Below are 20,278 nucleotides of genomic sequence, written 5' to 3'. Positions count from 1 at the left end.
AAAACCCAGCTGAGCTGGGTTTTTCTTTCTGTGCACGCTAAGAATTACTTCACGCTTGTTACTCGGCTTGCTTTCTCGCCTGTCGCAGACACAGAGCGGATAAAGACTTCACCCTCTACTGCTGGACGAGCACTGTCTGCGTAAGTTAGCCAGTTCTTGCCGTCTAGCGAGTATTGAAGCGTGACGCCAGGGAACTGAACGTTCATTACTAGCTTACCCTCTTCAACTTTCGCACCTGGTACAGGTAGGCGGTAGTCGATACCTGATTTTTCCAGTTTCGCCAGTTCACGTTGGCCAAGTACGTTGGCAAAGCGGTTGTAGTCTTGGTTTAGTGCAGCCTTGTCTACTAGGTTAGAGCTTTGCGAGTACTCAACACCCACTTTGTAGTCGTTTTCCCAATCTGCACGGTGCCATGCACGCTCAGCTGCTGCTAGTACGCGAGGGAATACCATGTACTCGTATTGCTCGTCGTTACGTACTGTCTCAGACCAAAGTTGTGCTGATAGGCCGTAGAAAGGCTTCGCTTCGATTTCACCTTTGCCCGTAAAGCCGTTGCCATCACGGTCTAAAGAGGTTTCAGCGTTTTGCGGCATGTTCTCCGGCGCAAAGCCGAACATCTTACGCGTGTCTGTTGCACGTGTTGCCCAGTAGTAACCGCGCTCTTTCGGATCCACTTCGTATGGCATGTCCATGTACACGTAGTCTGGGTTAGACACGATCACGTCGTAACCTTTCTTCGACCACTCGTACACTGAAGATGTACCGCCCCAGTACAGAACGTCCCAGAAGTTGACGCGAGTATTTTCTGTTGCGAACGCGTTCTCACCTTCACTGTACTTCAAGCCATCTTGCCACGCTTGGAAGTTTGGAATGCCCTTCTCGGCCACAATCTTCGATACTTGCTCTGCAAAGTGACTTGGCAGGTGACCAAAATCGCTTACTGTGCCATCGGTAATGAGCGTCTGACATTGCGGAGACTGTGCAAATGGCTTGTCTTGCTTAGATAGGTCAATCGTGCCTTTCCAGCTAACTTTGTCTTCTGCGTTAACGTCTTGGAAACCAGCACCTAGCTTAATGTTCTTCGCTTCGTCACCACCAAAGTGCCATGTTGTTAGCGGTGCGCCTGCCTCTGCATGCATGGCTGCTACTTCTGAAATCACTTTATCAACAAAGCGCGTTGACGATTCCATACATGGGTTGATAAAGCTTTGCTTATCGTAGAACTGAACGGTCGTCACGTTCGATGTATCTTGAGGATCCATCAGACGGTATTCGTTCGCTTGTGCTTCTTTACCTTCTGCCATGAGACGGTCGTAACGCGCTTCCATCGATACCACTGCAGCACGAGCGTGGGCTGGCATGTCGATTTCTGGAATCACTTCGATGTTACGTGCTTTCGCGTATTTCAAGATTTCCACGTAGTCTGCTTTGCTAAAGTAGCCAGAGCCAAAGTTGTCTGACGTTGAACCCGAGCCAAGCTGAGGCAATAAACAGCTTTTCTCTTCAACGTCGAAACAACGATTAGCACCCACTTCGGTCAGCTCAGGCAGACCCGGGATTTCTAAACGCCAGCCTTCATCGTCCGTTAGGTGAAGGTGTAGTTTGTTCATCTTGTACGCTGCCATTTGGTCTAGCGTGGCAAGAATGGCGTCTTTAGAGTGGAAGTTACGAGCCACATCCACCATCACGCCACGGTAATCAAAACGAGGCGCGTCTTTCATCGACAGTTGTGGTAGAGAATCCGCATTTTGGCTATCTATCAGGCCAAAGATAGATTGTACTGCGTAGAAAGCACCGGCTTGGTCAAACGCTTTAATCGCAATACCGTCGCCTTGAATGCTCATCTCGTAAGCACCCGATTTTGCTAATTCACCAGTGAAGTCCGCTGGAACAACCGTGATGCTAACAGGAACATCACCGCGCACATTCACACCGACCACTTCTGCACGATCTTGAATTGCCGAAAATTGCGCCGCATCAAAGACTTCTTTAGGCAGCGCAATACCCGACGCGATATCAACGGTGCCTTTGCCTGCTTCCACAAACAGTGGTGTTGGTAGCAAGGTGGTTGATACATCTTGTTTTGCTAGATCTTCGTTCTTCTCGAAGCGAGATACGGCACTCGCGAAGACGTTGTTGTCATCTGGCGTACGTTTTAGGTTGTTACCTTCAAGACCGGCTACGAAAGACGCCACATCTTCCGTGTTTAGAGAGGCAATCATCTTTGGCTCTGCGTTTGGTGCAGTGACGAAAGCACCAGGCATGAAATCGGTTTCAAACAGCGTCCAGTATTCGCCAATTAGAGGCAGTACAACTTCTTCACCCGCAGCAAAACCATCAAATTTATCTGTCGGTTCTAATTTGTGTAGGTCACCCGTGACACGAGAGATTTTGAACTGGTCGTTTTCCACATCTAAAATCAGACGGATGCTGTGAAAGTAAATGGCCCAATCTTTGGCATTGACGGCGTCACCTTGATTCACCAGCGTCATATTCACTCGGTTACAAGAAGCCCACTCGGCCCCCATATCACCACAGGCTAGCCCCTCGTTCGCACCGTGATTTGTCATAACTTGGTATTGAATATCCAAATTATCCGCTAATGAATTGACGACACGTTGCTCATCGCTTTGTAATGTAGAGCAACCCGCCAAAGAAGCGATAACTGAAGCTGCAATTAAAGTTTGTTTCAACATCTTACTTACCCTAAAACTCAGAAAACCAATCCAGCCAAAACGGCTGTTACTTACCAATGCATTCAACATACAGCGAGTTTTTTCTAAGCGTAAAATTAATAAGCAAGAGAAGTGATCTACTTCAAACTGCGATCGAAAACAGAAAATATAAAAACTTTAATTTCAACAAGTTAAAAGAGACGTTAAATTTGTAATTTCATTTTTGACGACTTTTTATCAAATACAGATCACAAAAACACCGACACAATGGACACTATTGAAAGAAATTTCCCACAATAGCGACGTGCTTTAAAATTTAAATCATCAGAATTTGACGTTGAAATTGAGTATTTGATCGCACTTTTAGCTCCGTTAACGCTCGTCATTTTTATCAAATCAACAAATTTGCCGGAACATTTTTCAGGAAGTAAAACATGCTCAAATTCGTTACCGTTATTATTGCGATTGCTACTCTAGTTCCTACAGCACTTGCCGAACCGTTAGTGTGGAAAGTGACCAAAGATAAAACGGAATTCAGAATATTAGGCTCGATTCATGTAGGAAGCGATGCACTGTACCCGCTACCCAATGAGATAGAAAACGCCATTGCTAACAGCCAAGCCCTCATTGTGGAGGCCGATTTATCACAATTGAATCAAGTAACTTATCCATCTCAGCGCTATGTCAGTCAGCAAGTCCTCACCGATGCACAGAAACAGCAGCTGCAACAAATCGCCAATGAGCTCGGCTTGCCCTATCAACAATTGATGCTTGCTCCGCCGTGGGCAAGCGCCTTAACCATCCAAATGGCTCAAGTACAAAAACTGGGGTACCACTCAGAACTTGGCGTAGACACCTATCTCATTCAAAAAGCACATCAACATGGTGTTCCTCTTCATCCGTTGGAAAGTGCGCAATTTCAAATCGATCTACTCACCAAGACACCTCAAGATGGCAAAGAATTGCTGATTAGTGCGCTGTCAGAGTTTAGTGAAAGTAAGCAGTTACTCGCTTGTTTGGTTGAGAGCTGGCAAAAAGGCGACAAACAAAAACTGGTGGAGTTCGCTAACCTGTCAGAGATCTCCCCTGAGTTGGAAAAAGCCATGCTGACGGATAGAAATCACGATTGGGTGCAAAAGCTCTCTCAACTTGCTCAAGAGGAACCAGGGCATTATGCGGTGGTGGTCGGAACGTTGCATTTGGTGGGCAAAGAGAATCTCATTGCGCTACTTGAGCAATCTGGTTTTAAAGCAGAGCAACTGACCCAAAGCCAGCCTGCGCAATGCCATTTCTAACGTTGGCTGCCTCATAACACGTAGTTCAACATCAGCGAGCAAACTTTATCTAAAACTAAAACGACGAAAGCCTGCTAAAAAGCAGGCTTTCTTAAAGTGGTCGGTGAAGAGGAATTCGATCGGACTGGCGTTCCAGCCCCCGTTCTCTACAACCAAAACATTGCAAAAAGGCCCTACATTTCTGCAGGGCCTTTTCTTAATATGGCCGGTGAAGAGCCATGTTCTAACATCAGGCGAACCCCACGAGGTTCAACATCAGTAAGCAAGCTTTATCTGAAGCCAAAACGACGAAAGCCTGCTAAAAAGCAGGCTTTCTTAATGTGGTCGGTGAAGAGCCATATTCTAACGTCAGGCGAACCCCACGAGGTTCAACATCAGCAAGCAAACTTTATCTAAAACTAAAACGACGAAAGCCTGCTAAACAGCAGGCTTTCTTAAAGTGGTCGGTGAAGAGGAATTCGATCGGACTGGCGTTCCAGCCCCCGTTCTCTACAACCAAAACATTGCAAAAAGGCCCTACATTTCTGCAGGGCCTTTTCTTAATATGGCCGGTGAAGAGCCATATTCTAACGTCAGGCGAACCCCACGAGGTTCAACATCAGTAAGCAAGCTTTGTCTAAAGCCAAAACGACGAAAGCCTGCTAAAAAGCAGGCTTTCTTAAAGTGGTCGGTGAAGAGGGATTCGAACCCCCGACCCTCTGGTCCCAAACCAGATGCGCTACCAAGCTGCGCTATTCACCGAGATGTTTTACAGAAACTTTATTCCGTCAACGGATGCGTATATTACGGATTCTGACTGACGACGCAAGAGCTAAGCGCAGTTTTTTTGTAATAAATTATCCGTTTGCTCATTCCGCCATCAGTAGCACATAAAATGTGAGCAGAAACACACCAATAAAAACATATCGTTAACTTATGCAACACAATTGATCCAGATCAGTGTGCAAAATAGCACCAGCTTTTAACTTTACCCTGTCTTCACACTTTGGAGGAAACCATGGACTTTTGGCTCGATTTGCTATTCGGTAATGCGGTAGGACTTTCTTCAATGATTGTCATATTTGGTGCACTAGGTCTAATGCTGTTTTACGGCGGTTTCATCGTTTACAAGGTCATGAATGACAAATCTCCTCACTAGATATCGCCAAGCTCTATAATCTTTTATAGAAACGCTTTGCACCGGAATGGGTTTTCTGCCTGTTCCGGTTTTTTATTCTCTGGGTTGATCGTTTCGCCCCAACCGTTGGTATACTCCTGCAACCATTAATCAAGCTTTGAGATGCCGTTATGTCTCACGACGATGATTTCGAACTTTTCCAACAAATGATGGGGGATGTAAAGCCCATCACTCATGACACCGCTGAACACAAGAAAAAACACCAAGTCAGCGAATCTCAATTGGCGCGGCGCGAAGCGGCGATTTGGCTCACCGAGGATAATCCGGAACACCTCAGTCTTGATCACGCTGAAATGCTCAAACCTGATGACATGGTGGAGTTTAAAAGAGATGGCGTACAAGATGGTGTCTATCGTAAATTGCGTTTAGGCAAGTACCCCATCCAAGCCAGGCTAGACCTGCATAAGAAATCGCTCAAAGAAGCACGAGATGAACTTGTACGCTTCCTCAAACAATGCATGAAAATGGACATTCGCACCGTCGTGATCGCTCATGGTCGAGGCGAACTATCCGCTCCCCCAGCCAAGATGAAGAGTTTTGTCACGACATGGTTAATGCAGATTAAAGAAGTGCAATGTTGCCACAGTGCGCAGCGTTTTCATGGCGGAACTGGCGCTCTCTACGTTTTGCTGCAGAAAAGTGCCGATAAAAAACTCGAGAATCGAGAACGTCATCAAAAACGCTTAGGCTAACATTTATTCAGTGCTAGAATGCACGCCCTAATTTCCCTTACAACCAGTAAGGGAGTGAACAATACAACGCCGTTGTGAAACGTTAAGAGAGAACAACATGTCCCAAGATAACGCTAAACGCCTTAATAAATACATCAGTGAAACTGGTTTTTGCTCACGCCGCGAAGCCGATAAACTCATCGAGCAAGGTCGCGTCACCATCAATGGCAAACAGCCAGAAATGGGCACCAAGGTCTTGCCTGGTGACGACGTTTGTGTAGATGGAAAGCCTGTCGCGGCAAAGGAAAAACCGGTCTACATCGCGCTGAATAAACCCACTGGCATTACCTGCACTACTGAACGCAACATTCCGGGCAATATCGTTGATTTTATTGGGCATAAGAAGCGCATTTTCCCAATTGGTCGATTGGACAAACCTTCAGACGGTCTGATTTTCCTAACCAATGATGGGGATATTGTTAATAAGATTCTCCGTGCGGGTAACCACCACGAAAAAGAGTATGTGGTGCGAGTGGATAAACCCATTACGCCTGAATTTATTAAAGCAATGTCGAGCGGTGTCAATATTCTCGATACCGTAACCTTGCCGTGCAAAGTCACACAGGAAACCAAGTTCTCCTTCCGTATTGTTTTAACCCAAGGTTTGAACCGCCAGATCCGCCGTATGTGTGAAGCACTCGGCTATGAAGTGTTTAAACTGCGTCGTGTGCGCATTATGAACATTTCACTCGACGGCATTCCGAATGGTAAGTGGCGTTATCTCACAGACGATGAGGTGACTGAGATCCTTGCGATGTGTGAAGGCTCGGTTGGCACCGAAGAAGCCTCTCGCGTTGACGCCAAAGGCCGCCGTATTCGCAAAGCCACTGACGCTAAACTGTTTGACAGCCGTGAGGAAAATCAAACCTCTACTGCACGTCGCAACCAAAAACAGCGGACTTTCAAAGGCAACAATGCCGATGAGTTTCGTCATGCGCCAAATTCAAAAAAAGCGCAGCAAAGAAAGCAGCAGGATGGCGATAAAGCGCGTTTTGAAAAACCAAAGCGCCAAGAGCAAGCTGGAAAAGCACCGCGATATGATAATCCCAACGCGGCAAAACCCGTCAAACGTACCGGCGGCACTTTGACTCTGAAGAAATAACGCTACTCGCAACCATTGAAAAGGACGCTCCTACGAGCGTCCTTTTTTGATCACCACACGGTTTCAGGCATCAAGTGTCATTCACCAAAGGAACTACGCCTCTAGACAGAGTTCAGCAAAATGCCCTCGAGTGAGCATCAGTAAATCTTGGGGGGCTAACTCAATCTCTAAACCACGCTTACCAGCACTAACACAAATGGTCTCTTGTTGCTCTGCACTCCTATGAAGAAAGGTGGGCAGAGCTTTCTTTTGCCCCAACGGACTAATACCGCCCACGACATATCCCGTGGTTTTTTGCGCGATTTCTGGGTCCGCCATATCGGCTTTTTTGCCATTAGCGGCTTTCGCTGCCAATTTTAGATTGAGTTTTTGATCAACGGGGATGATCGCTACCGCCAAATTTTTTGCTTCGCCATTTAAGCAAAACAGTAATGTTTTAAAGACTTTTTTTGGATCTTGCCCAAGCACTTCTGCCGCTTCCAAACCATAGCTTGTCGCTCGTGGATCGTGCTGATATTCGTGGATGGTATGAGGAACTTTCTTTTTCTTGGCAAGATTGATAGCCGGAGTCATTGTCTTTCTCCTGTATAAACAAAAAGCGCTATCCCAGATCGGAATAGCGCTTTAGTTAAAGATATCAGCGAGATTGAGTCAAACTCTTTCTCTTATCGATTATTTGTAAACAATCTCACCGTTTGGCGCGAACTTGTTCACATCGATTGGGCTGTTCTTCTCTAGGAACTCTTTCAGTACTTCAGCATCCACAAAACCAGTGTTCACGTAACCAGGATGGCCAGTCAGTTTAGGGTAACCATCACCACCAGCGGCGTTGTAGCTCGGTACGGTGAAGCGGTAAGTTTCGTCTAGACGAAGCTGTTTGCCACCAATGAATACGTTCGATACTTTGCCGTTAGCCACTGTCATGGAGATACCAGCGAACTGCGCGTAAGCACCTGAATCAACAGGTTTCGTTGCAACTACGTTTAGGTAGTCCAGCACTTCTTTACCCGTCATATCAGTGTAAGTCAGGATGTTTGCAAAAGGCTGAACGGTAAGAACGTCTTTGTAAGTCACTTCGCCTGCTTCAATCGAGTCACGCACGCCACCTGAGTTCATCACTGCGAAGTCGGCTTTTGCACGCTCCATGTGTGATACGGCAATCAGACGGCCTAGGTTAGTTTGCTGAAAGCGAACCACGTTACGGTCACCTTCAAGCTTGCCATTCGTGTCTGCAATCTTCACGTTGAGTTGCTCTTGACCTTTCTCTTGGTAAGGACGTAGGAACTCTAGCAATGCATCATCTTCTTTAATTTCGCTTTCGATGAATACGCGCTGGCTCTTACCATCCACTTCCACTTTCTTCTTCAAGTTAACTGGAATCAGATCGTAGCTCACCATGCGTAGTTCACCATTACGGAACTCGTAATCCGCACGGCCAACGTATTTACCCCACTCGTGCGCCTGCACGATGTAAGTACCGTTTTGTTGGTCTGGCTTACACTCGTCTGCTGGTTTGAAGTTTTTCTTCACCACATTTGGCGCTTCCATACAAACCGGCTCTTGCGAGTGACCACCGACGATCATGTCTAGGTCACCTTCGTTTAGGTAACGAGCCAATGCAACATCGCCAGGAGCGTTGATGCCACGCTTACCATCTTCGTAGTGGCCCATGTGCGTCACTGCGAAAATCAAATCTGGTTTTTCTGTTTCTTTCAGCTCAGCAATCAGCTTCTTCGCTTCTTCCTTCGGATCGCGGAAGTCAATGGCGCCGATGAATTCAGGGTTGCCTAGCTTAGCCGTGTCTTCAGTTGTTAGACCGATAACCGCAATTTTGATACCTTGCTTATCGAACATCTCGTAAGCTTGGAACATGCGCTCGCCGGTTTTCTTGTCGTAAATGTTGGCAGACAGCATTGGGAAGTTAGCCCACTCTTTCTGCTTCATCAGTACGTCTAAAGGATTGTCAAACTCGTGGTTACCCAGCGCCATTGCGTCGTAACCGATTTTGCTCATGCCTTTGAAATCAGGCTCAGCATCTTGAAGATCTGACTCAGGAACACCTGTGTTGATATCACCGCCTGAAAGTAGCAGTACGCTGCCGCCTTCCGCTTGGATTTCAGCACGCAACTCATCGATCAGAGTTTTGCGAGCTGCCATACCGTACTCACCGTATTTGTTTTGCCAGAAACGGCCGTGGTGGTCGTTCGTGTGCAGTACTGTCAGTTTGTAAGTTGTATCTGCTGCCCATTCTTGAGTTGGCTGAGTTGCACAACCCGCCAGAGTTGCCAGAATAGCTGCGCTAAGCGCGGTTTTTACAATCAGGCGTTGCTTCATTGTCATACCTTTTGAACTTTTTGGGGATTCCACTGCAAATATCTACAGGCCTTTTTAAACATAAGCTCAATTTATTAAACCGAGTTAGGTTGGCTGTAAAACTTGATACAGTTTAAAGTAACTGGCCAAACCATTTCAGCGCGTTTTCATATTTATGATGCATTGATCACTATAAAAACCACGAAAAACTGTAACAAAGCCTGAGAGTTACAGTGACAAAACTCATGCGATCACAGGCAAACGTTTGACTAAGAAATGATGATATCGATTGAAGTTGTGATTCAGTTCACTAATTAAACAGAGTCAGAATAAAAAGCCACCACCTCACAAAAAAGAAGCCAACAGATAAAACAAAAAAAGGACCGTTTTCTCGGTCCTTTTTGATCTTGATAACACGCAAATATTATCGGATGTCGATGCTCTCAAAGCTTTTCACCAGATCGTCCAGTGCTTTCATTTGCGCAAGGAACGGCTCTAGTTTATCGAGTGGCAATGCCGATGGACCATCACAACGTGCTTGTTCTGGATTTGGGTGCGCCTCAATAAACAGACCAGCAATACCCGTTGCCAAACCCGCTTTCGCTAGCTCAACAGTCTGTTCACGGCGACCGCCTGATGCCGCGCCTGATGGGTCGCGCATTTGCAGTGAATGGGTCACATCAAAAATGATTGGGCTGCCTTTTGATGCTTTTTTCATGACGCCAAAACCCAGCATATCTACAACTAGGTTATCGTAACCATGACAAGAACCACGCTCACAAAGAATGATCTTATCGTTGCCACACTCGGCAAATTTCTCAACGATGTTACCCACTTGACCTGGACTCATGAACTGAGGTTTCTTCACGTTGATGACCGCGCCCGTTTTGGCCATCGCTTCCACAAGGTCAGTCTGACGAGCCAAGAACGCAGGTAGCTGGATAACATCCACCACATCCGCGACTGGCTGCGCTTGTGCTTCTGTGTGAACGTCTGTGATGATCTTCACGCCAAACGTGTCTTTCAGCTCTTGGAAGATTTTCATCCCTTCTTCAAGACCAGGGCCACGGTATGAGTGAACAGAACTGCGGTTGGCTTTATCGAAAGACGCTTTGAATACGTAAGGAATACCCAACTTATCGGTCACTTTCACATAGTGCTCACAGATCTGCATCGCCAAATCACGTGACTCTAGTACGTTCATGCCAGCAAACAAAGTAAATGGCTTATCGTTGGCAACTGGGATATCACCAATCTGAACAATTTTCTGTTCCATCATTATGTCTCTTATTTGATCAATGTAGAGTGACCGCTTTGCCACTCATAACGTTAACTTGTTTTTTTAGCAGCTCTGCCGCTGGGTCATCTGGGCACTGATCAATAAAATACTGAAAATCAGACACCGCAATTTGATGACACTCTAGTTGTTGATAGATAAAGCCGCGATCACGAATTTCATAAGGGTCATCTGGCACAAACGTTAACGCCAAATTGGTGCAACGTAAAGCCAGAGTATAGCGCTCTTCTCGAAGTAGTGCGCCTTTTAACAAGGCAAGCCAGCGGCCAATCACTGTGGGGTTATCCGCCACCTCAAGATGCTCAGGCTTCAATCTTGCTAACGGCCCTTCATGGCCAATCAACCAAGCTTGTAAAAGGCGCTCGCCAACAAACTCACCATTAAATGGGTTAATGTATTGAACGCCCCCTTCGCACCAATCCACTCGCAAAAGAAACTGGGTTGGAAAGGTGACACCATGTAAATCGAAGCCAAGCTGGCGACCTAGATAAAGCAGTATCGCGCCCAAACTGACCGGGATGCCTTTCCGACGCTGCAATACTTTATCAATAAAGCTGTTATCTGAATCAAAATAGGCTTCACGATCACCTTGAAACTGCCATTGGATGAAAAACAAGCGTAGAAAGGCGTCAAAGCGTTGCTTTTCATCTCGCTCGACAAACAGTTCGTTTTCCGCTTCTTTTAACAAACGAGCCAACTCATGCTTTACCCAAAGATCTTCTGTTTCTGGATTAATGGCTTTATTGAGCTCTAACGCCCCTTCCACCAGCTCCATGTTGTCAAAATCTTCGTCAAACAATTCCAGCATTACTTGTTATCCGTTTCCTTAATTCACACTAAATATTCTTAACCGAAAAACATCGGTGTCTTCGAAACCGCCAATTTGCCTGCCATCGCCAGCCAACCGAGCGCACCGAAGAAAGAGAAAGTACGTAGCAGCTTATTTTTACCCAATTTAAGCGCAAAGAAACCAAGAGCAATGTAAGCCATTACACAAGTGAGCTTCTCAGTTAACCAAGGCGCTGATGGGGTAAAAGGAATGAAACCAGTGATCACAATCAGCGCAATACCTGAGAGCAACAACAACGAGTCGTTGATATGAGGAAAACGTTGTAAAAATGGGTGCTTCAGCTTACTTGAGTTCATCATCATTAATGCGTAACGAACGGAAAGCAGCAATGCACTAATGGCAATGGTCAGTAAATGAAAGTATTTCAAAGCTTCGTACATAGTGTTCTCTTTGATATCTGGATCTAGTGATCCGTGTTTTCTGGTAAAGCAACAAAGCAACCCAAAGTCACTCGATCGTTGCCACCGTAATCCTTCTCGGTTGCTACCTCTTGATATCCCAACGTTTCTAGGATTTCTCGAACAGCGATACCTTGATCGTAGCCATGTTCAAACATCAACCAGCCATGAGGCTCAAGATAGTCGCGCGCCTGTTGCGCGATATAACGGATGTCAGCCAGGCCAGACTCTTCGGCAACCAGAGCACTTTTGGGCTCAAATCGCACATCGCCTTGATTAAGATGGGGATCATTCTCATCAATATAAGGCGGATTGGAAACGATTAAAGCAAACTTTGTGCCTTGAGCCACAGGTTCAAACCAGCTGCCCTGTTTAAAGGTCACATTTTTGATATTCAACGCAAGCGCATTCGACTCAGCAAGCAGCTTCGCTTCCTGTTGTAAATCCACGCCCATCACAGTGCGATGTGGCAGTTCAGACGCCAGTGCAATGGCAATCGCGCCCGTACCGGTACCCAAGTCGAGGATGGAGCCCGTTTGCGTAGCGGTTTTTTCTAACGCTAACTCCACTAAACGCTCGGTATCGGGGCGAGGAATTAACGTCGATGGCGCGACTTTGAAAGGCAAAGACCAAAATTCTCGTTCGCCAATGATGTACGCCACTGGTTCGCCGGATAATCGACGTGCCACTAAAGCTTCAAACTGCTGCAGCTCTTGTTCGGTCAGTATTTTGTCTGGCCAAGTAAACAGATAGCTACGCGGCTTATCAAGCACATGGCAAAGCAATACCGCGGCGTCTAAAGACGGCGAATCATTGCCTAACTCAGAAAAGCGAGATGCCGCCTGTTTAACAGCGGCATCTAGTGTCATCAACTCAGACATGGGATCAGTTGTTTTCCGCCAAAGCAGCCAATTGATCCGCTTGGTGTTCCTGAATCACAGGATCGATCAAAGACTGAAGATCGCCTTCCATCACTTCAGAAAGACGGTAAATCGTCAAGTTGATGCGGTGATCTGACACTCGGCCTTGTGGGTAGTTGTAAGTACGAATACGGTCACTACGATCGCCCGAACCAAGCAGGTTACGACGCGTATCAGACACTTCGGCTGCACGCTTAGCCTCTTCAGCTTGAACAATACGTGCCGCTAGAACGGCCATCGCTTTGGCTTTGTTTTTGTGCTGTGAACGCTCGTCCTGACACTCCACCACGGTACCGGTTGGTAAGTGGGTAATACGGATTGCTGAGTCAGTGGTGTTAACGTGCTGACCGCCCGCGCCAGAAGAGCGGAAGGTATCGATTTTTAGATCGCTTGCTTTGATCTCTGGAATTTCCGCTTCAGGAATTTCAGGCATGATTGCCACGGTACACGCTGAGGTGTGTACGCGACCTTGCGATTCGGTTGCAGGCACACGTTGAACACGGTGACCGCCCGACTCAAACTTCAAGAAACCGTAAGCGCCATCGCCATTCACTTTCGCGATCATCTCTTTGTAACCGCCATGTTCTGCTTCATTCGCTGACATGACTTCAATACGCCAACCACGTTTTTCTGCAAACCTGCTGTACATACGGAACAGATCACCAGCAAAGATACCAGCTTCATCACCGCCCGCACCCGCACGAATTTCCAGGAAACAGTTGCGATCGTCATTCGGATCTTTCGGTAGCAGAAGAATTTGCAGCTCTGCAGCCAAATCTTCAATGGCCACTTTTGCCGCTTTGATTTCTTCTTGTGCCATTTCACGCATCTCTGCGTCGTCTTCTTTGGCCATCTCTTCCGCAGCAACTAAATCTTCTTGCGCTTGTTTATAGGCAGTAAAGCACTTGGTGACTTCTTCAAGTTGAGAATACTCTTTTGACAGTGCACGGAATTTGTCTTGGTCACCGATTACTCCCGGATCACCAAGAAGGTGCTGCACTTCTTCATAACGCTCAACCAGCATTTCTAGCTTGGTTAGAATCGAGGCTTTCATCATTTATATATCTTACTGATTGATAGAATTATTTGAGTTCATCCAGCCCTAAGCTTTGGCGAATGACGGTTAATTTTGCGGGCTCACCCTGCTCTGCGGCCAATTGTAGCGCACGTGTGGGTGCATGGATGAGTTTATTTGTCAGGCGATTACTCAGCTCACGCAGTACTTTCTCTGGGTCACTACCGCTTTCGAGTGACAACAGCGCTTTGCTGAGTAAATCCTCACGAATTTCATTGGCCGACTGACGATACTCACGAATACTGTCCACCGCTTGGAGCGAGCGAAGCCAGCTCATAAACGCGGCACTTTCTTCCGCCACGATCGCTTCTGCTTGAATCGCTTCGACTTTGCGCTGCTCAATATTGCTGTCAATAATCGATTGCAGATCGTCAACAGTATACAAGTAAGCATCATTCAATTCGCCCACTTGCGCTTCCACATCACGCGGCACTGCAATATCCACCAACAACATTGGCTGATGGCGACGTTGCTTGAGCGCCGTTTCCACCATGCCTTTCCCTATGATCGGCAGCGGGCTCGCCGTGGAGCTGATCACGATGTCTGCTTTGGCAAGGTGATTGGGAATCTCTTGCAAGCTGATCACCTGAGCATCAAATTGCTCTGCTAAGGTCAGTGCACGCTCACGAGTACGGTTTGCAACAATCATTTTACTACACCCGTTTGCGTGAAGGTGCTTCGCCACCAATTCGATGGTTTCACCAGCGCCGACCAAAAGAACCGTCGATTTCTCTAACGATTCAAAAATGTGTTTGGCTAACGTACAAGCGGCATACGCGACCGAAACGGCGTTACCGCCAATATCGGTTTCCGTGCGGACGCGCTTAGCAACGGAAAAGGTTTTCTGAAACAATTTTTCCAAAGACGCATCCAGCGCCTGCTGCTCACGCGAGTCGGAATACGCCTGTTTCACCTGCCCTAATATTTGTGGTTCACCCAGCACCAAAGAATCCAAGCCGCAAGAAACGCGCATCAGATGGCGAATTGCCGCTTGTTCTTCGTACACATACAAACTCGGTTTGAGCTCTTCTAAACCGATTTGATGAAACTGACTCAACCAATCAATCACCTTGCTGCGTGCACCCGATTTAACATCGCAATACACCTCGGTGCGGTTACAGGTAGAGAGAATCACGCTGCCATTGACTGCTTCATGCTGGCTGAGCTGCTGTAGTGCATTGGCCAGTTTGTCTGGACCAAACGCCACTTTCTCTCGCAAGTCAACCGACGCGGTGTGGTGATTTATGCCAATAGCAAGCAAAGACATCGATAGTGCTTTCTCTGTACAGAATGGAAAATTAGGAGGCGAATTTTACTTTATGCACGACTTTATTAAAAGGGTGTAGCGGATTTGTTTTCCTTACTTCGTGAGTTCGATGCTATAGTTGAGCGCTCAAAGACTTAAATCAGACAGAAAGTATCCGCCATGTTTCGACGAACTTATTTTTGGTTAATGCTCTTGCCGCTGTTTATGGTTGGCTGTACTGGCCTTCCGGAACATCCCACCAGCGTTGAGTGGCAAAGTCATCAAGCAAAACTGTCACAAATTCAATCATTTCAAGCCGTCGGCAAACTGGGTTACATCTCGCCAGAACAACGACAAAACCTCAACTTCTACTGGAAACACTCACCAGCGCAAAGCAACCTGCGTTTTACGACATTTCTTGGCCAAACCGCATTAAATCTCACCATGACGCCGCAAGGTGCTCGAGTTGAAACCTACGATGACCAAATTTTAACCGCCGAGAATGCGACTGCTTTGGTTCAACAGTTAACCGGGTTGGTTATACCTGTCGAACAACTGAGTGACTGGATCATCGGCTTGCCGAATGGCGCTGACGACTTTCAACTCAATGAGCAAAATACACTCGGCTCATTAGAGAAAGATCTCAATTTCCAGCGTTGGCATATCGCCTACACGCAGTATCGTGATGTGGAATTTCATCAGCAAGTTGTACCGCTGCCAGCCAAGCTTAGCCTGACCCAGCAAGACATCAAATTAAACATCGTTGTGAGTAAGTGGACGCTAAAATAATGATCACCAGCCCAACAACTTGGCCCTCACCTGCCAAACTCAATCTTTTCTTGTACATCAATGGCCGTACTGACAATGGTTATCACGAACTGCAAACGTTATTTCAGTTCCTCGATTACGGCGATGAACTGACCATCAGCGCCAACCAAAGCGGAGCCATCACCATCACACCCGAGATAGCCGAGCTTCCTGTTGAAGATAATCTTATTTGGAAAGCCGCTAATGCGCTTCAACAAAAGACCGGATGTACGTTGGGTGCCCACATTCATCTGAACAAAATATTGCCGATGGGCGGCGGTATTGGTGGTGGTTCTTCCAATGCAGCAACGGCATTGGTTGCGCTGAATTTTCTTTGGCAACTTGGTCTTTCTGATGATGAATTAGCCGACATTGGCTTAAAACTGGGCGCGGATGTGCCCGTTTTTGTGCGCGGCCATGCGGCATTTGCTGAAGGCGTTGGCGAAAAACTGACGCCAGCACAACCTGAAGAGAAGTGGTATTTGGTGGTGAGACCCGATGTGCACATCGCCACCGTCGATATTTTCACGCATCCACAATTGACGAGAAATACGCCAAAGCGTTCTCTGGAAACGCTTCTTGACAGCGAATACGGAAACGATTGCGAAAAAATTGTCCGAATGATCCACCCAAAGGTTGATAAGCAACTTTCATGGCTGCTACAATACGCGCCGTCAAGATTGACGGGGACCGGATCTTGCGTTTTCGCTGAATTTAACAGCAGATCTGAAGCGGAATCAATCCTTGCCCAACTCTCTGACAATGTCTCGGCATTTGTCGCTCAAGGGCGCAATATTTCGCCGCTAAAAGAGACGTTGGCTGATCATCTTTCAGCCCAAAACCGACCTATTTAAAAACTGGACGCAACCCTGAGGTTTCCACCGTGCCTGATATGAAGCTATTTGCTGGTAACGCAACACCTGAACTAGCCCAACGTATTGCTGATCGTCTCTACATCTCTCTTGGTGATGCCACTGTTTCTCGTTTCTCTGACGGTGAAGTAGCGGTACAAATCAACGAAAATGTACGTGGTAGTGACGTTTTCATTATTCAATCAACCTGTGCGCCGACCAACGACAACCTAATGGAGCTGGTCGTAATGATTGATGCAATGCGCCGCGCTTCAGCGGGCCGTATTACAGCAGTTATTCCTTACTTTGGTTACGCTCGTCAAGACCGCCGCGTGCGTTCAGCGCGTGTGCCAATCACTGCAAAAGTAGTCGCAGACTTCCTTTCAAACGTAGGTGTTGACCGCGTTTTGACGATTGACCTACACGCAGAGCAAATTCAAGGCTTCTTCGATGTGCCAGTAGACAACATCTTCGGTACGCCAGTGCTTCTTGAAGATATGCACGCGCGTGGCCTAGAAGATCCTGTTGTCGTATCTCCAGACCTTGGTGGTGTTGTTCGTGCTCGTGCAACGGCAAAAGCGCTCGGTGATATCGACATCGCTATCGTCGATAAGCGTCGTCCACGTGCCAACGTTTCTGAAGTGATGAACCTTATCGGTGATGTTGAAGGTCGTGACTGTGTGATCGTGGATGACATGATCGACACTGGCGGCACGCTATGTAAAGCAGCTGAAGCGCTAAAAGAGCGTGGTGCAAAACGTGTATTTGCTTACGCAACTCACGCCGTGTTCTCAGGCAACGCAGCGAAAAACATTAAAAACTCTGTGCTTGACCAAGTGATCGTCACTGACTCAATCACGTTGAGCAAAGAGATGGCCGCAACCGGTAAAGTGACTCAACTGACTCTATCTGGCATGTTGGCTGAAGCGATTCGTCGTATCAGCAACGAAGAGTCTATCTCTGCGATGTTTAACTAATCACCCTTTTCGATTAGTCCATTTTTAGAACACCCCTTGATTGGGGTGTTTTTATTTGCGATGGGCTTAGCCTCGCCCATCGTTACTTTTCTGTGCTATCATACCGCGCTTTTGAAGATTCCAAAGAGATCCTAACCTTGAGTCAACAGATCAAACTTCTTGTCGGCCTTGCTAATCCTGGGCCTGAATATGCCAAAACTCGCCACAATGCGGGCGCTTGGGTAGTAGAAGAACTGGCACGCGTTCACAACATTACGCTAAAGAATGAAGCAAAGTTCTATGGCTTAACAGGACGTATTGTGATGAATGGTCAGGAACTGCGTTTACTGATTCCTACTACTTTTATGAACCTTTCTGGCAAAGCCATTGCCGCATTGGCAAAGTTTTATCAGATTCAACCAGAAGAGATCATGGTCGCGCATGACGAGCTGGATCTTCCTCCTGGTATCGCAAAGTTCAAAAAAGGTGGTGGCCATGGTGGCCACAATGGTTTGCGAGATACCATTAGTAAACTGGGCAACAATAAAGAATTCTACCGTCTACGGATCGGCATTGGCCATCCTGGACACAAAGATAAAGTAGCGGGTTTTGTACTGGGTAAAGCACCTGCCAGTGAACAATCCTTACTCGACGCTACCGTCGACGAATCTGTTCGCTGCTTGGATATTTTGATCAAAGATGGTCTATCCAAAGCACAAAACCGCCTCCACACGTTCAAAGCTGAATAAGGTTACAATCATGGGTTTTAAATGTGGCATCGTTGGCTTGCCAAACGTTGGTAAATCAACTCTGTTTAACGCACTGACTAAAGCGGGTATTGAAGCCGCTAACTTCCCGTTCTGTACAATCGAACCAAACACTGGCGTGGTACCAGTGCCAGATTTGCGTTTAGACGAATTGGCAAAAATCGTAAACCCACAACGTATTCTGCCAACAACGATGGAATTCGTTGACATTGCAGGTCTAGTAGCTGGCGCATCTCGCGGCGAAGGTCTGGGCAACAAATTCCTAGCCAACATCCGTGAAACGGACGCAATTGGTCACGTAGTTCGTTGTTTTGAAAACGAAAATATTGTTCACGTTGCAGGCAAAGTCTCTCCAATCGAAGATATTGAAGTGATCAATCTTGAACTTGCCATGGCTGACCTTGATTCTTGCGAGCGCGCCATTCAGCGCCAAGCGAAGAAAGCAAAAGGCGGCGATAAAGACGCCAAATTCGAACTGACTGTTCTAGAAAAGCTGCTTCCTGTCCTCACTGAAGGTGGCTCTGCACGTACTGTAGAACTGTCTAAAGAAGAACTTGCCGCCGTTGGTTACCTAAACTTCCTAACACTGAAGCCAACTATGTACATCGCTAACGTGAATGAAGATGGCTTCGAAAACAACCCATACCTAGACGCCGTTCGCGAGTTTGCAGCGAAAGAGAACAACGTGGTTGTTCCAGTTTGTGCCGCGATCGAATCAGAGATGGCTGAGCTCGAAGACGACGAGCGTGCAGAATTCCTAGCGGATATGGGCATTGAAGAGCCGGGTCTAAACCGCGTCATCCGTGCAGGTTACGAATTGCTGAGCCTACACACTTACTTTACTGCGGGTGTGAAAGAAGTTCGTGCATGGACTATCCCTATCGGTGCGACTGCACCAAAGGCTGCAGGTAAGATCCACACCGATTTTGAGAAAGGCTTCATCCGTGCAGAAGTTATTGCCTACGATGATTTCATTCAATTTAAAGGTGAAAACGGAGCAAAAGACGCAGGTAAGTGGCGTCTAGAAGGCAAAGAGTACATCGTTAAAGATGGCGATGTGGTTCATTTCCGTTTCAACGTTTAATTATTTGTTTAAACTTTAAACAACTCAATCGAATACAAAGCCAGCCAGATCGCTGGCTTTTTTTATTGGCTGAGAAAAAAGTTCACATTAAGTTATTCAAACCAAGTCAATTTGTTAGCACTTTTCGATCACAAACACGCCTCTTTGTTTAAAAAGAAAGCGAACGATTTATTTGTCCCGATTTATTTAAAAAAACTGTTGACGGTTGTGACGCAACTCCTCATAATGCGCCCCGTTCCCAACGAGACAGCGATGAAACGAAAGGAACGGAAAACATGGTTTTGGCTACGTAGCTCAGCTGGTTAGAGCACATCACTCATAATGATGGGGTCACAGGTTCGAATCCCGTCGTAGCCACCATCCCTAAGAACTTTTTTAAAGAGTTATTAGGAATAGTTGCGGAAGTGGCGAAATTGGTAGACGCACCAGATTTAGGTTCTGGCGCCGCAAGGTGTGAGAGTTCGAGTCTCTCCTTCCGCACCATGTTTTCAGTAGGTCTATCGCCAAGCGGTAAGGCAGCGGCTTTTGATGCCGCCATTCCCTGGTTCGAATCCAGGTAGACCTGCCAACTATTTAAGTGAAAACCTTTCATAAAGGGGTTGTCACTGAGAGAGAGAATAGTTATATTGTCTCGCTCCAAAAGATGGCTACGTAGCTCAGCTGGTTAGAGCACATCACTCATAATGATGGGGTCACAGGTTCGAATCCCGTCGTAGCACCATCCTAAACATTCT

Annotated in this window: 18 protein-coding genes and 5 tRNA genes; 13 read left to right on the top strand and 10 right to left on the bottom strand. The window is 46.8% G+C overall.

Annotated features, from left to right (window positions below; genetic code table 11):
* Nucleotides 1–44 precede the first annotated feature (44 nt).
* Nucleotides 45–2,696: a beta-N-acetylhexosaminidase gene (locus tag CIK04_RS10985; protein WP_097353350.1), complete on the bottom strand. Its 2,652-nt coding sequence runs from the start codon at nucleotides 2,694–2,696 to the stop codon at nucleotides 45–47.
* Between the two features lie 413 nt (nucleotides 2,697–3,109).
* Between CIK04_RS10985 and CIK04_RS10980 the strand changes: the two genes are divergently transcribed.
* Nucleotides 3,110–3,970, top strand: a complete 861-nt coding sequence (locus CIK04_RS10980; protein WP_097353344.1) for a TraB/GumN family protein — start codon at nucleotides 3,110–3,112, stop codon at nucleotides 3,968–3,970.
* Between the two features lie 664 nt (nucleotides 3,971–4,634).
* Here CIK04_RS10980 and CIK04_RS10975 read toward each other — a convergent pair.
* A tRNA-Pro gene (locus CIK04_RS10975) sits at nucleotides 4,635–4,711 on the bottom strand.
* Between the two features lie 256 nt (nucleotides 4,712–4,967).
* Between CIK04_RS10975 and CIK04_RS10970 the strand changes: the two genes are divergently transcribed.
* The 3 genes from CIK04_RS10970 (at nucleotide 4,968) to rluF (ending at nucleotide 6,980) form a co-directional block, all read left to right on the top strand.
* Nucleotides 4,968–5,108 carry a DUF3149 domain-containing protein gene (locus CIK04_RS10970; protein WP_011078358.1) on the top strand — a complete coding sequence of 47 codons (141 nt, stop codon included), beginning with the start codon at nucleotides 4,968–4,970 and terminating at the stop codon, nucleotides 5,106–5,108.
* A 149-nt stretch (nucleotides 5,109–5,257) separates the two neighbouring features.
* On the top strand, nucleotides 5,258–5,839 hold the full coding sequence (gene smrA / locus CIK04_RS10965; protein ID WP_013572265.1) for a DNA endonuclease SmrA: 582 nt from the start codon (nucleotides 5,258–5,260) through the stop codon (nucleotides 5,837–5,839).
* A gap of 97 nt (nucleotides 5,840–5,936) precedes the next feature.
* Nucleotides 5,937–6,980: a 23S rRNA pseudouridine(2604) synthase RluF gene (gene rluF, locus CIK04_RS10960; RefSeq protein ID WP_046028220.1), complete on the top strand. Its 1,044-nt coding sequence runs from the start codon at nucleotides 5,937–5,939 to the stop codon at nucleotides 6,978–6,980.
* Nucleotides 6,981–7,073: 93 nt separating this feature from the next.
* On the opposite strand, the gene ybaK is transcribed toward rluF, so the two are convergent.
* From ybaK to hemA, 8 genes are all read right to left on the bottom strand, one after another.
* Entirely contained in the window at nucleotides 7,074–7,553 is a 480-nt protein-coding gene (ybaK, locus tag CIK04_RS10955) for a Cys-tRNA(Pro) deacylase (protein ID WP_017420906.1), read from the bottom strand.
* 99 nt (nucleotides 7,554–7,652) lie between these two features.
* Nucleotides 7,653–9,314: a bifunctional UDP-sugar hydrolase/5'-nucleotidase UshA gene (ushA, locus tag CIK04_RS10950; RefSeq protein ID WP_026050438.1), complete on the bottom strand. Its 1,662-nt coding sequence runs from the start codon at nucleotides 9,312–9,314 to the stop codon at nucleotides 7,653–7,655.
* 403 nt (nucleotides 9,315–9,717) lie between these two features.
* Nucleotides 9,718–10,569, bottom strand: a complete 852-nt coding sequence (gene kdsA, locus CIK04_RS10945) for a 3-deoxy-8-phosphooctulonate synthase (protein ID WP_039449835.1) — start codon at nucleotides 10,567–10,569, stop codon at nucleotides 9,718–9,720.
* Between the two features lie 19 nt (nucleotides 10,570–10,588).
* Nucleotides 10,589–11,398, bottom strand: a complete 810-nt coding sequence (locus CIK04_RS10940; protein ID WP_017420903.1) for a SirB1 family protein — start codon at nucleotides 11,396–11,398, stop codon at nucleotides 10,589–10,591.
* Between the two features lie 38 nt (nucleotides 11,399–11,436).
* Nucleotides 11,437–11,820 (bottom strand): SirB2 family protein, encoded by a 384-nt coding sequence (locus tag CIK04_RS10935; protein ID WP_045591673.1) that lies wholly within the window; start codon nucleotides 11,818–11,820, stop codon nucleotides 11,437–11,439.
* Between the two features lie 23 nt (nucleotides 11,821–11,843).
* Nucleotides 11,844–12,719: a peptide chain release factor N(5)-glutamine methyltransferase gene (gene prmC, locus CIK04_RS10930; protein ID WP_017420901.1), complete on the bottom strand. Its 876-nt coding sequence runs from the start codon at nucleotides 12,717–12,719 to the stop codon at nucleotides 11,844–11,846.
* A gap of 4 nt (nucleotides 12,720–12,723) precedes the next feature.
* Nucleotides 12,724–13,812 carry a peptide chain release factor 1 gene (prfA, locus tag CIK04_RS10925; protein ID WP_038969625.1) on the bottom strand — a complete coding sequence of 363 codons (1,089 nt, stop codon included), beginning with the start codon at nucleotides 13,810–13,812 and terminating at the stop codon, nucleotides 12,724–12,726.
* A gap of 28 nt (nucleotides 13,813–13,840) precedes the next feature.
* A complete protein-coding gene (hemA, locus tag CIK04_RS10920) occupies nucleotides 13,841–15,100 on the bottom strand; it encodes a glutamyl-tRNA reductase (RefSeq protein WP_097353345.1) in 1,260 nt (419 codons plus the stop codon).
* Between the two features lie 159 nt (nucleotides 15,101–15,259).
* Between hemA and lolB the strand changes: the two genes are divergently transcribed.
* The 9 genes from lolB to CIK04_RS10870 all read left to right on the top strand — a co-directional run bounded on the left by lolB (nucleotide 15,260) and on the right by CIK04_RS10870 (nucleotide 20,265).
* The gene (gene lolB / locus CIK04_RS10915) at nucleotides 15,260–15,868 is read left to right on the top strand and encodes a lipoprotein insertase outer membrane protein LolB (RefSeq protein WP_038939383.1); all 609 of its coding nucleotides are present in this window, start codon (nucleotides 15,260–15,262) and stop codon (nucleotides 15,866–15,868) included.
* Nucleotides 15,853–16,740, top strand: coding sequence for a 4-(cytidine 5'-diphospho)-2-C-methyl-D-erythritol kinase (gene ispE, locus CIK04_RS10910; protein WP_097353346.1), 888 nt, complete (start codon nucleotides 15,853–15,855; stop codon nucleotides 16,738–16,740). Before lolB ends, ispE begins: the two co-directional genes overlap by 16 nt.
* Before the next feature lie 29 nt (nucleotides 16,741–16,769).
* Nucleotides 16,770–17,714, top strand: a complete 945-nt coding sequence (locus tag CIK04_RS10905; RefSeq protein ID WP_011078371.1) for a ribose-phosphate pyrophosphokinase — start codon at nucleotides 16,770–16,772, stop codon at nucleotides 17,712–17,714.
* A gap of 137 nt (nucleotides 17,715–17,851) precedes the next feature.
* Complete coding sequence (gene pth, locus CIK04_RS10900) at nucleotides 17,852–18,442, top strand: aminoacyl-tRNA hydrolase (protein ID WP_011078372.1); 591 nt, start codon at nucleotides 17,852–17,854, stop codon at nucleotides 18,440–18,442.
* A 10-nt stretch (nucleotides 18,443–18,452) separates the two neighbouring features.
* The gene (gene ychF / locus CIK04_RS10895; RefSeq protein WP_011149723.1) at nucleotides 18,453–19,544 is read left to right on the top strand and encodes a redox-regulated ATPase YchF; all 1,092 of its coding nucleotides are present in this window, start codon (nucleotides 18,453–18,455) and stop codon (nucleotides 19,542–19,544) included.
* A 283-nt stretch (nucleotides 19,545–19,827) separates the two neighbouring features.
* Nucleotides 19,828–19,904 (top strand) — tRNA-Met (locus tag CIK04_RS10885).
* A gap of 38 nt (nucleotides 19,905–19,942) precedes the next feature.
* Nucleotides 19,943–20,027: transfer RNA gene (locus CIK04_RS10880), tRNA-Leu, on the top strand.
* A 10-nt stretch (nucleotides 20,028–20,037) separates the two neighbouring features.
* A tRNA-Gln gene (locus CIK04_RS10875) sits at nucleotides 20,038–20,112 on the top strand.
* Between the two features lie 78 nt (nucleotides 20,113–20,190).
* A tRNA-Met gene (locus CIK04_RS10870) sits at nucleotides 20,191–20,265 on the top strand.
* Nucleotides 20,266–20,278: the final 13 nt, after the last annotated feature.

This window comes from Vibrio sp. 03_296, assembly GCF_002265885.1.
Note: the sequence above shows the minus strand (reverse complement) of the source record. Positions and strands in the feature narration are given on the sequence as shown.

What these genes read in the sequence shown, in the direction of transcription:
- CIK04_RS10985 (WP_097353350.1), bottom strand. Translation starts at nt 2,696, where the DNA reads ATGTTGAAACAAACTTTAATTGCAGCTTCAGTTATCGCTTCTTTGGCG.
- prfA (WP_038969625.1), bottom strand. Translation starts at nt 13,812, where the DNA reads ATGAAAGCCTCGATTCTAACCAAGCTAGAAATGCTGGTTGAGCGTTAT.
- prmC (WP_017420901.1), bottom strand. Translation starts at nt 12,719, where the DNA reads ATGTCTGAGTTGATGACACTAGATGCCGCTGTTAAACAGGCGGCATCT.
- hemA (WP_097353345.1), bottom strand. Translation starts at nt 15,100, where the DNA reads ATGTCTTTGCTTGCTATTGGCATAAATCACCACACCGCGTCGGTTGAC.
- ybaK (WP_017420906.1), bottom strand. Translation starts at nt 7,553, where the DNA reads ATGACTCCGGCTATCAATCTTGCCAAGAAAAAGAAAGTTCCTCATACC.
- CIK04_RS10940 (WP_017420903.1), bottom strand. Translation starts at nt 11,398, where the DNA reads ATGCTGGAATTGTTTGACGAAGATTTTGACAACATGGAGCTGGTGGAA.
- CIK04_RS10970 (WP_011078358.1), top strand. Translation starts at nt 4,968, where the DNA reads ATGGACTTTTGGCTCGATTTGCTATTCGGTAATGCGGTAGGACTTTCT.
- rluF (WP_046028220.1), top strand. Translation starts at nt 5,937, where the DNA reads ATGTCCCAAGATAACGCTAAACGCCTTAATAAATACATCAGTGAAACT.
- kdsA (WP_039449835.1), bottom strand. Translation starts at nt 10,569, where the DNA reads ATGGAACAGAAAATTGTTCAGATTGGTGATATCCCAGTTGCCAACGAT.
- CIK04_RS10935 (WP_045591673.1), bottom strand. Translation starts at nt 11,820, where the DNA reads ATGTACGAAGCTTTGAAATACTTTCATTTACTGACCATTGCCATTAGT.
- smrA (WP_013572265.1), top strand. Translation starts at nt 5,258, where the DNA reads ATGTCTCACGACGATGATTTCGAACTTTTCCAACAAATGATGGGGGAT.
- ushA (WP_026050438.1), bottom strand. Translation starts at nt 9,314, where the DNA reads ATGAAGCAACGCCTGATTGTAAAAACCGCGCTTAGCGCAGCTATTCTG.
- ychF (WP_011149723.1), top strand. Translation starts at nt 18,453, where the DNA reads ATGGGTTTTAAATGTGGCATCGTTGGCTTGCCAAACGTTGGTAAATCA.
- lolB (WP_038939383.1), top strand. Translation starts at nt 15,260, where the DNA reads ATGTTTCGACGAACTTATTTTTGGTTAATGCTCTTGCCGCTGTTTATG.
- CIK04_RS10980 (WP_097353344.1), top strand. Translation starts at nt 3,110, where the DNA reads ATGCTCAAATTCGTTACCGTTATTATTGCGATTGCTACTCTAGTTCCT.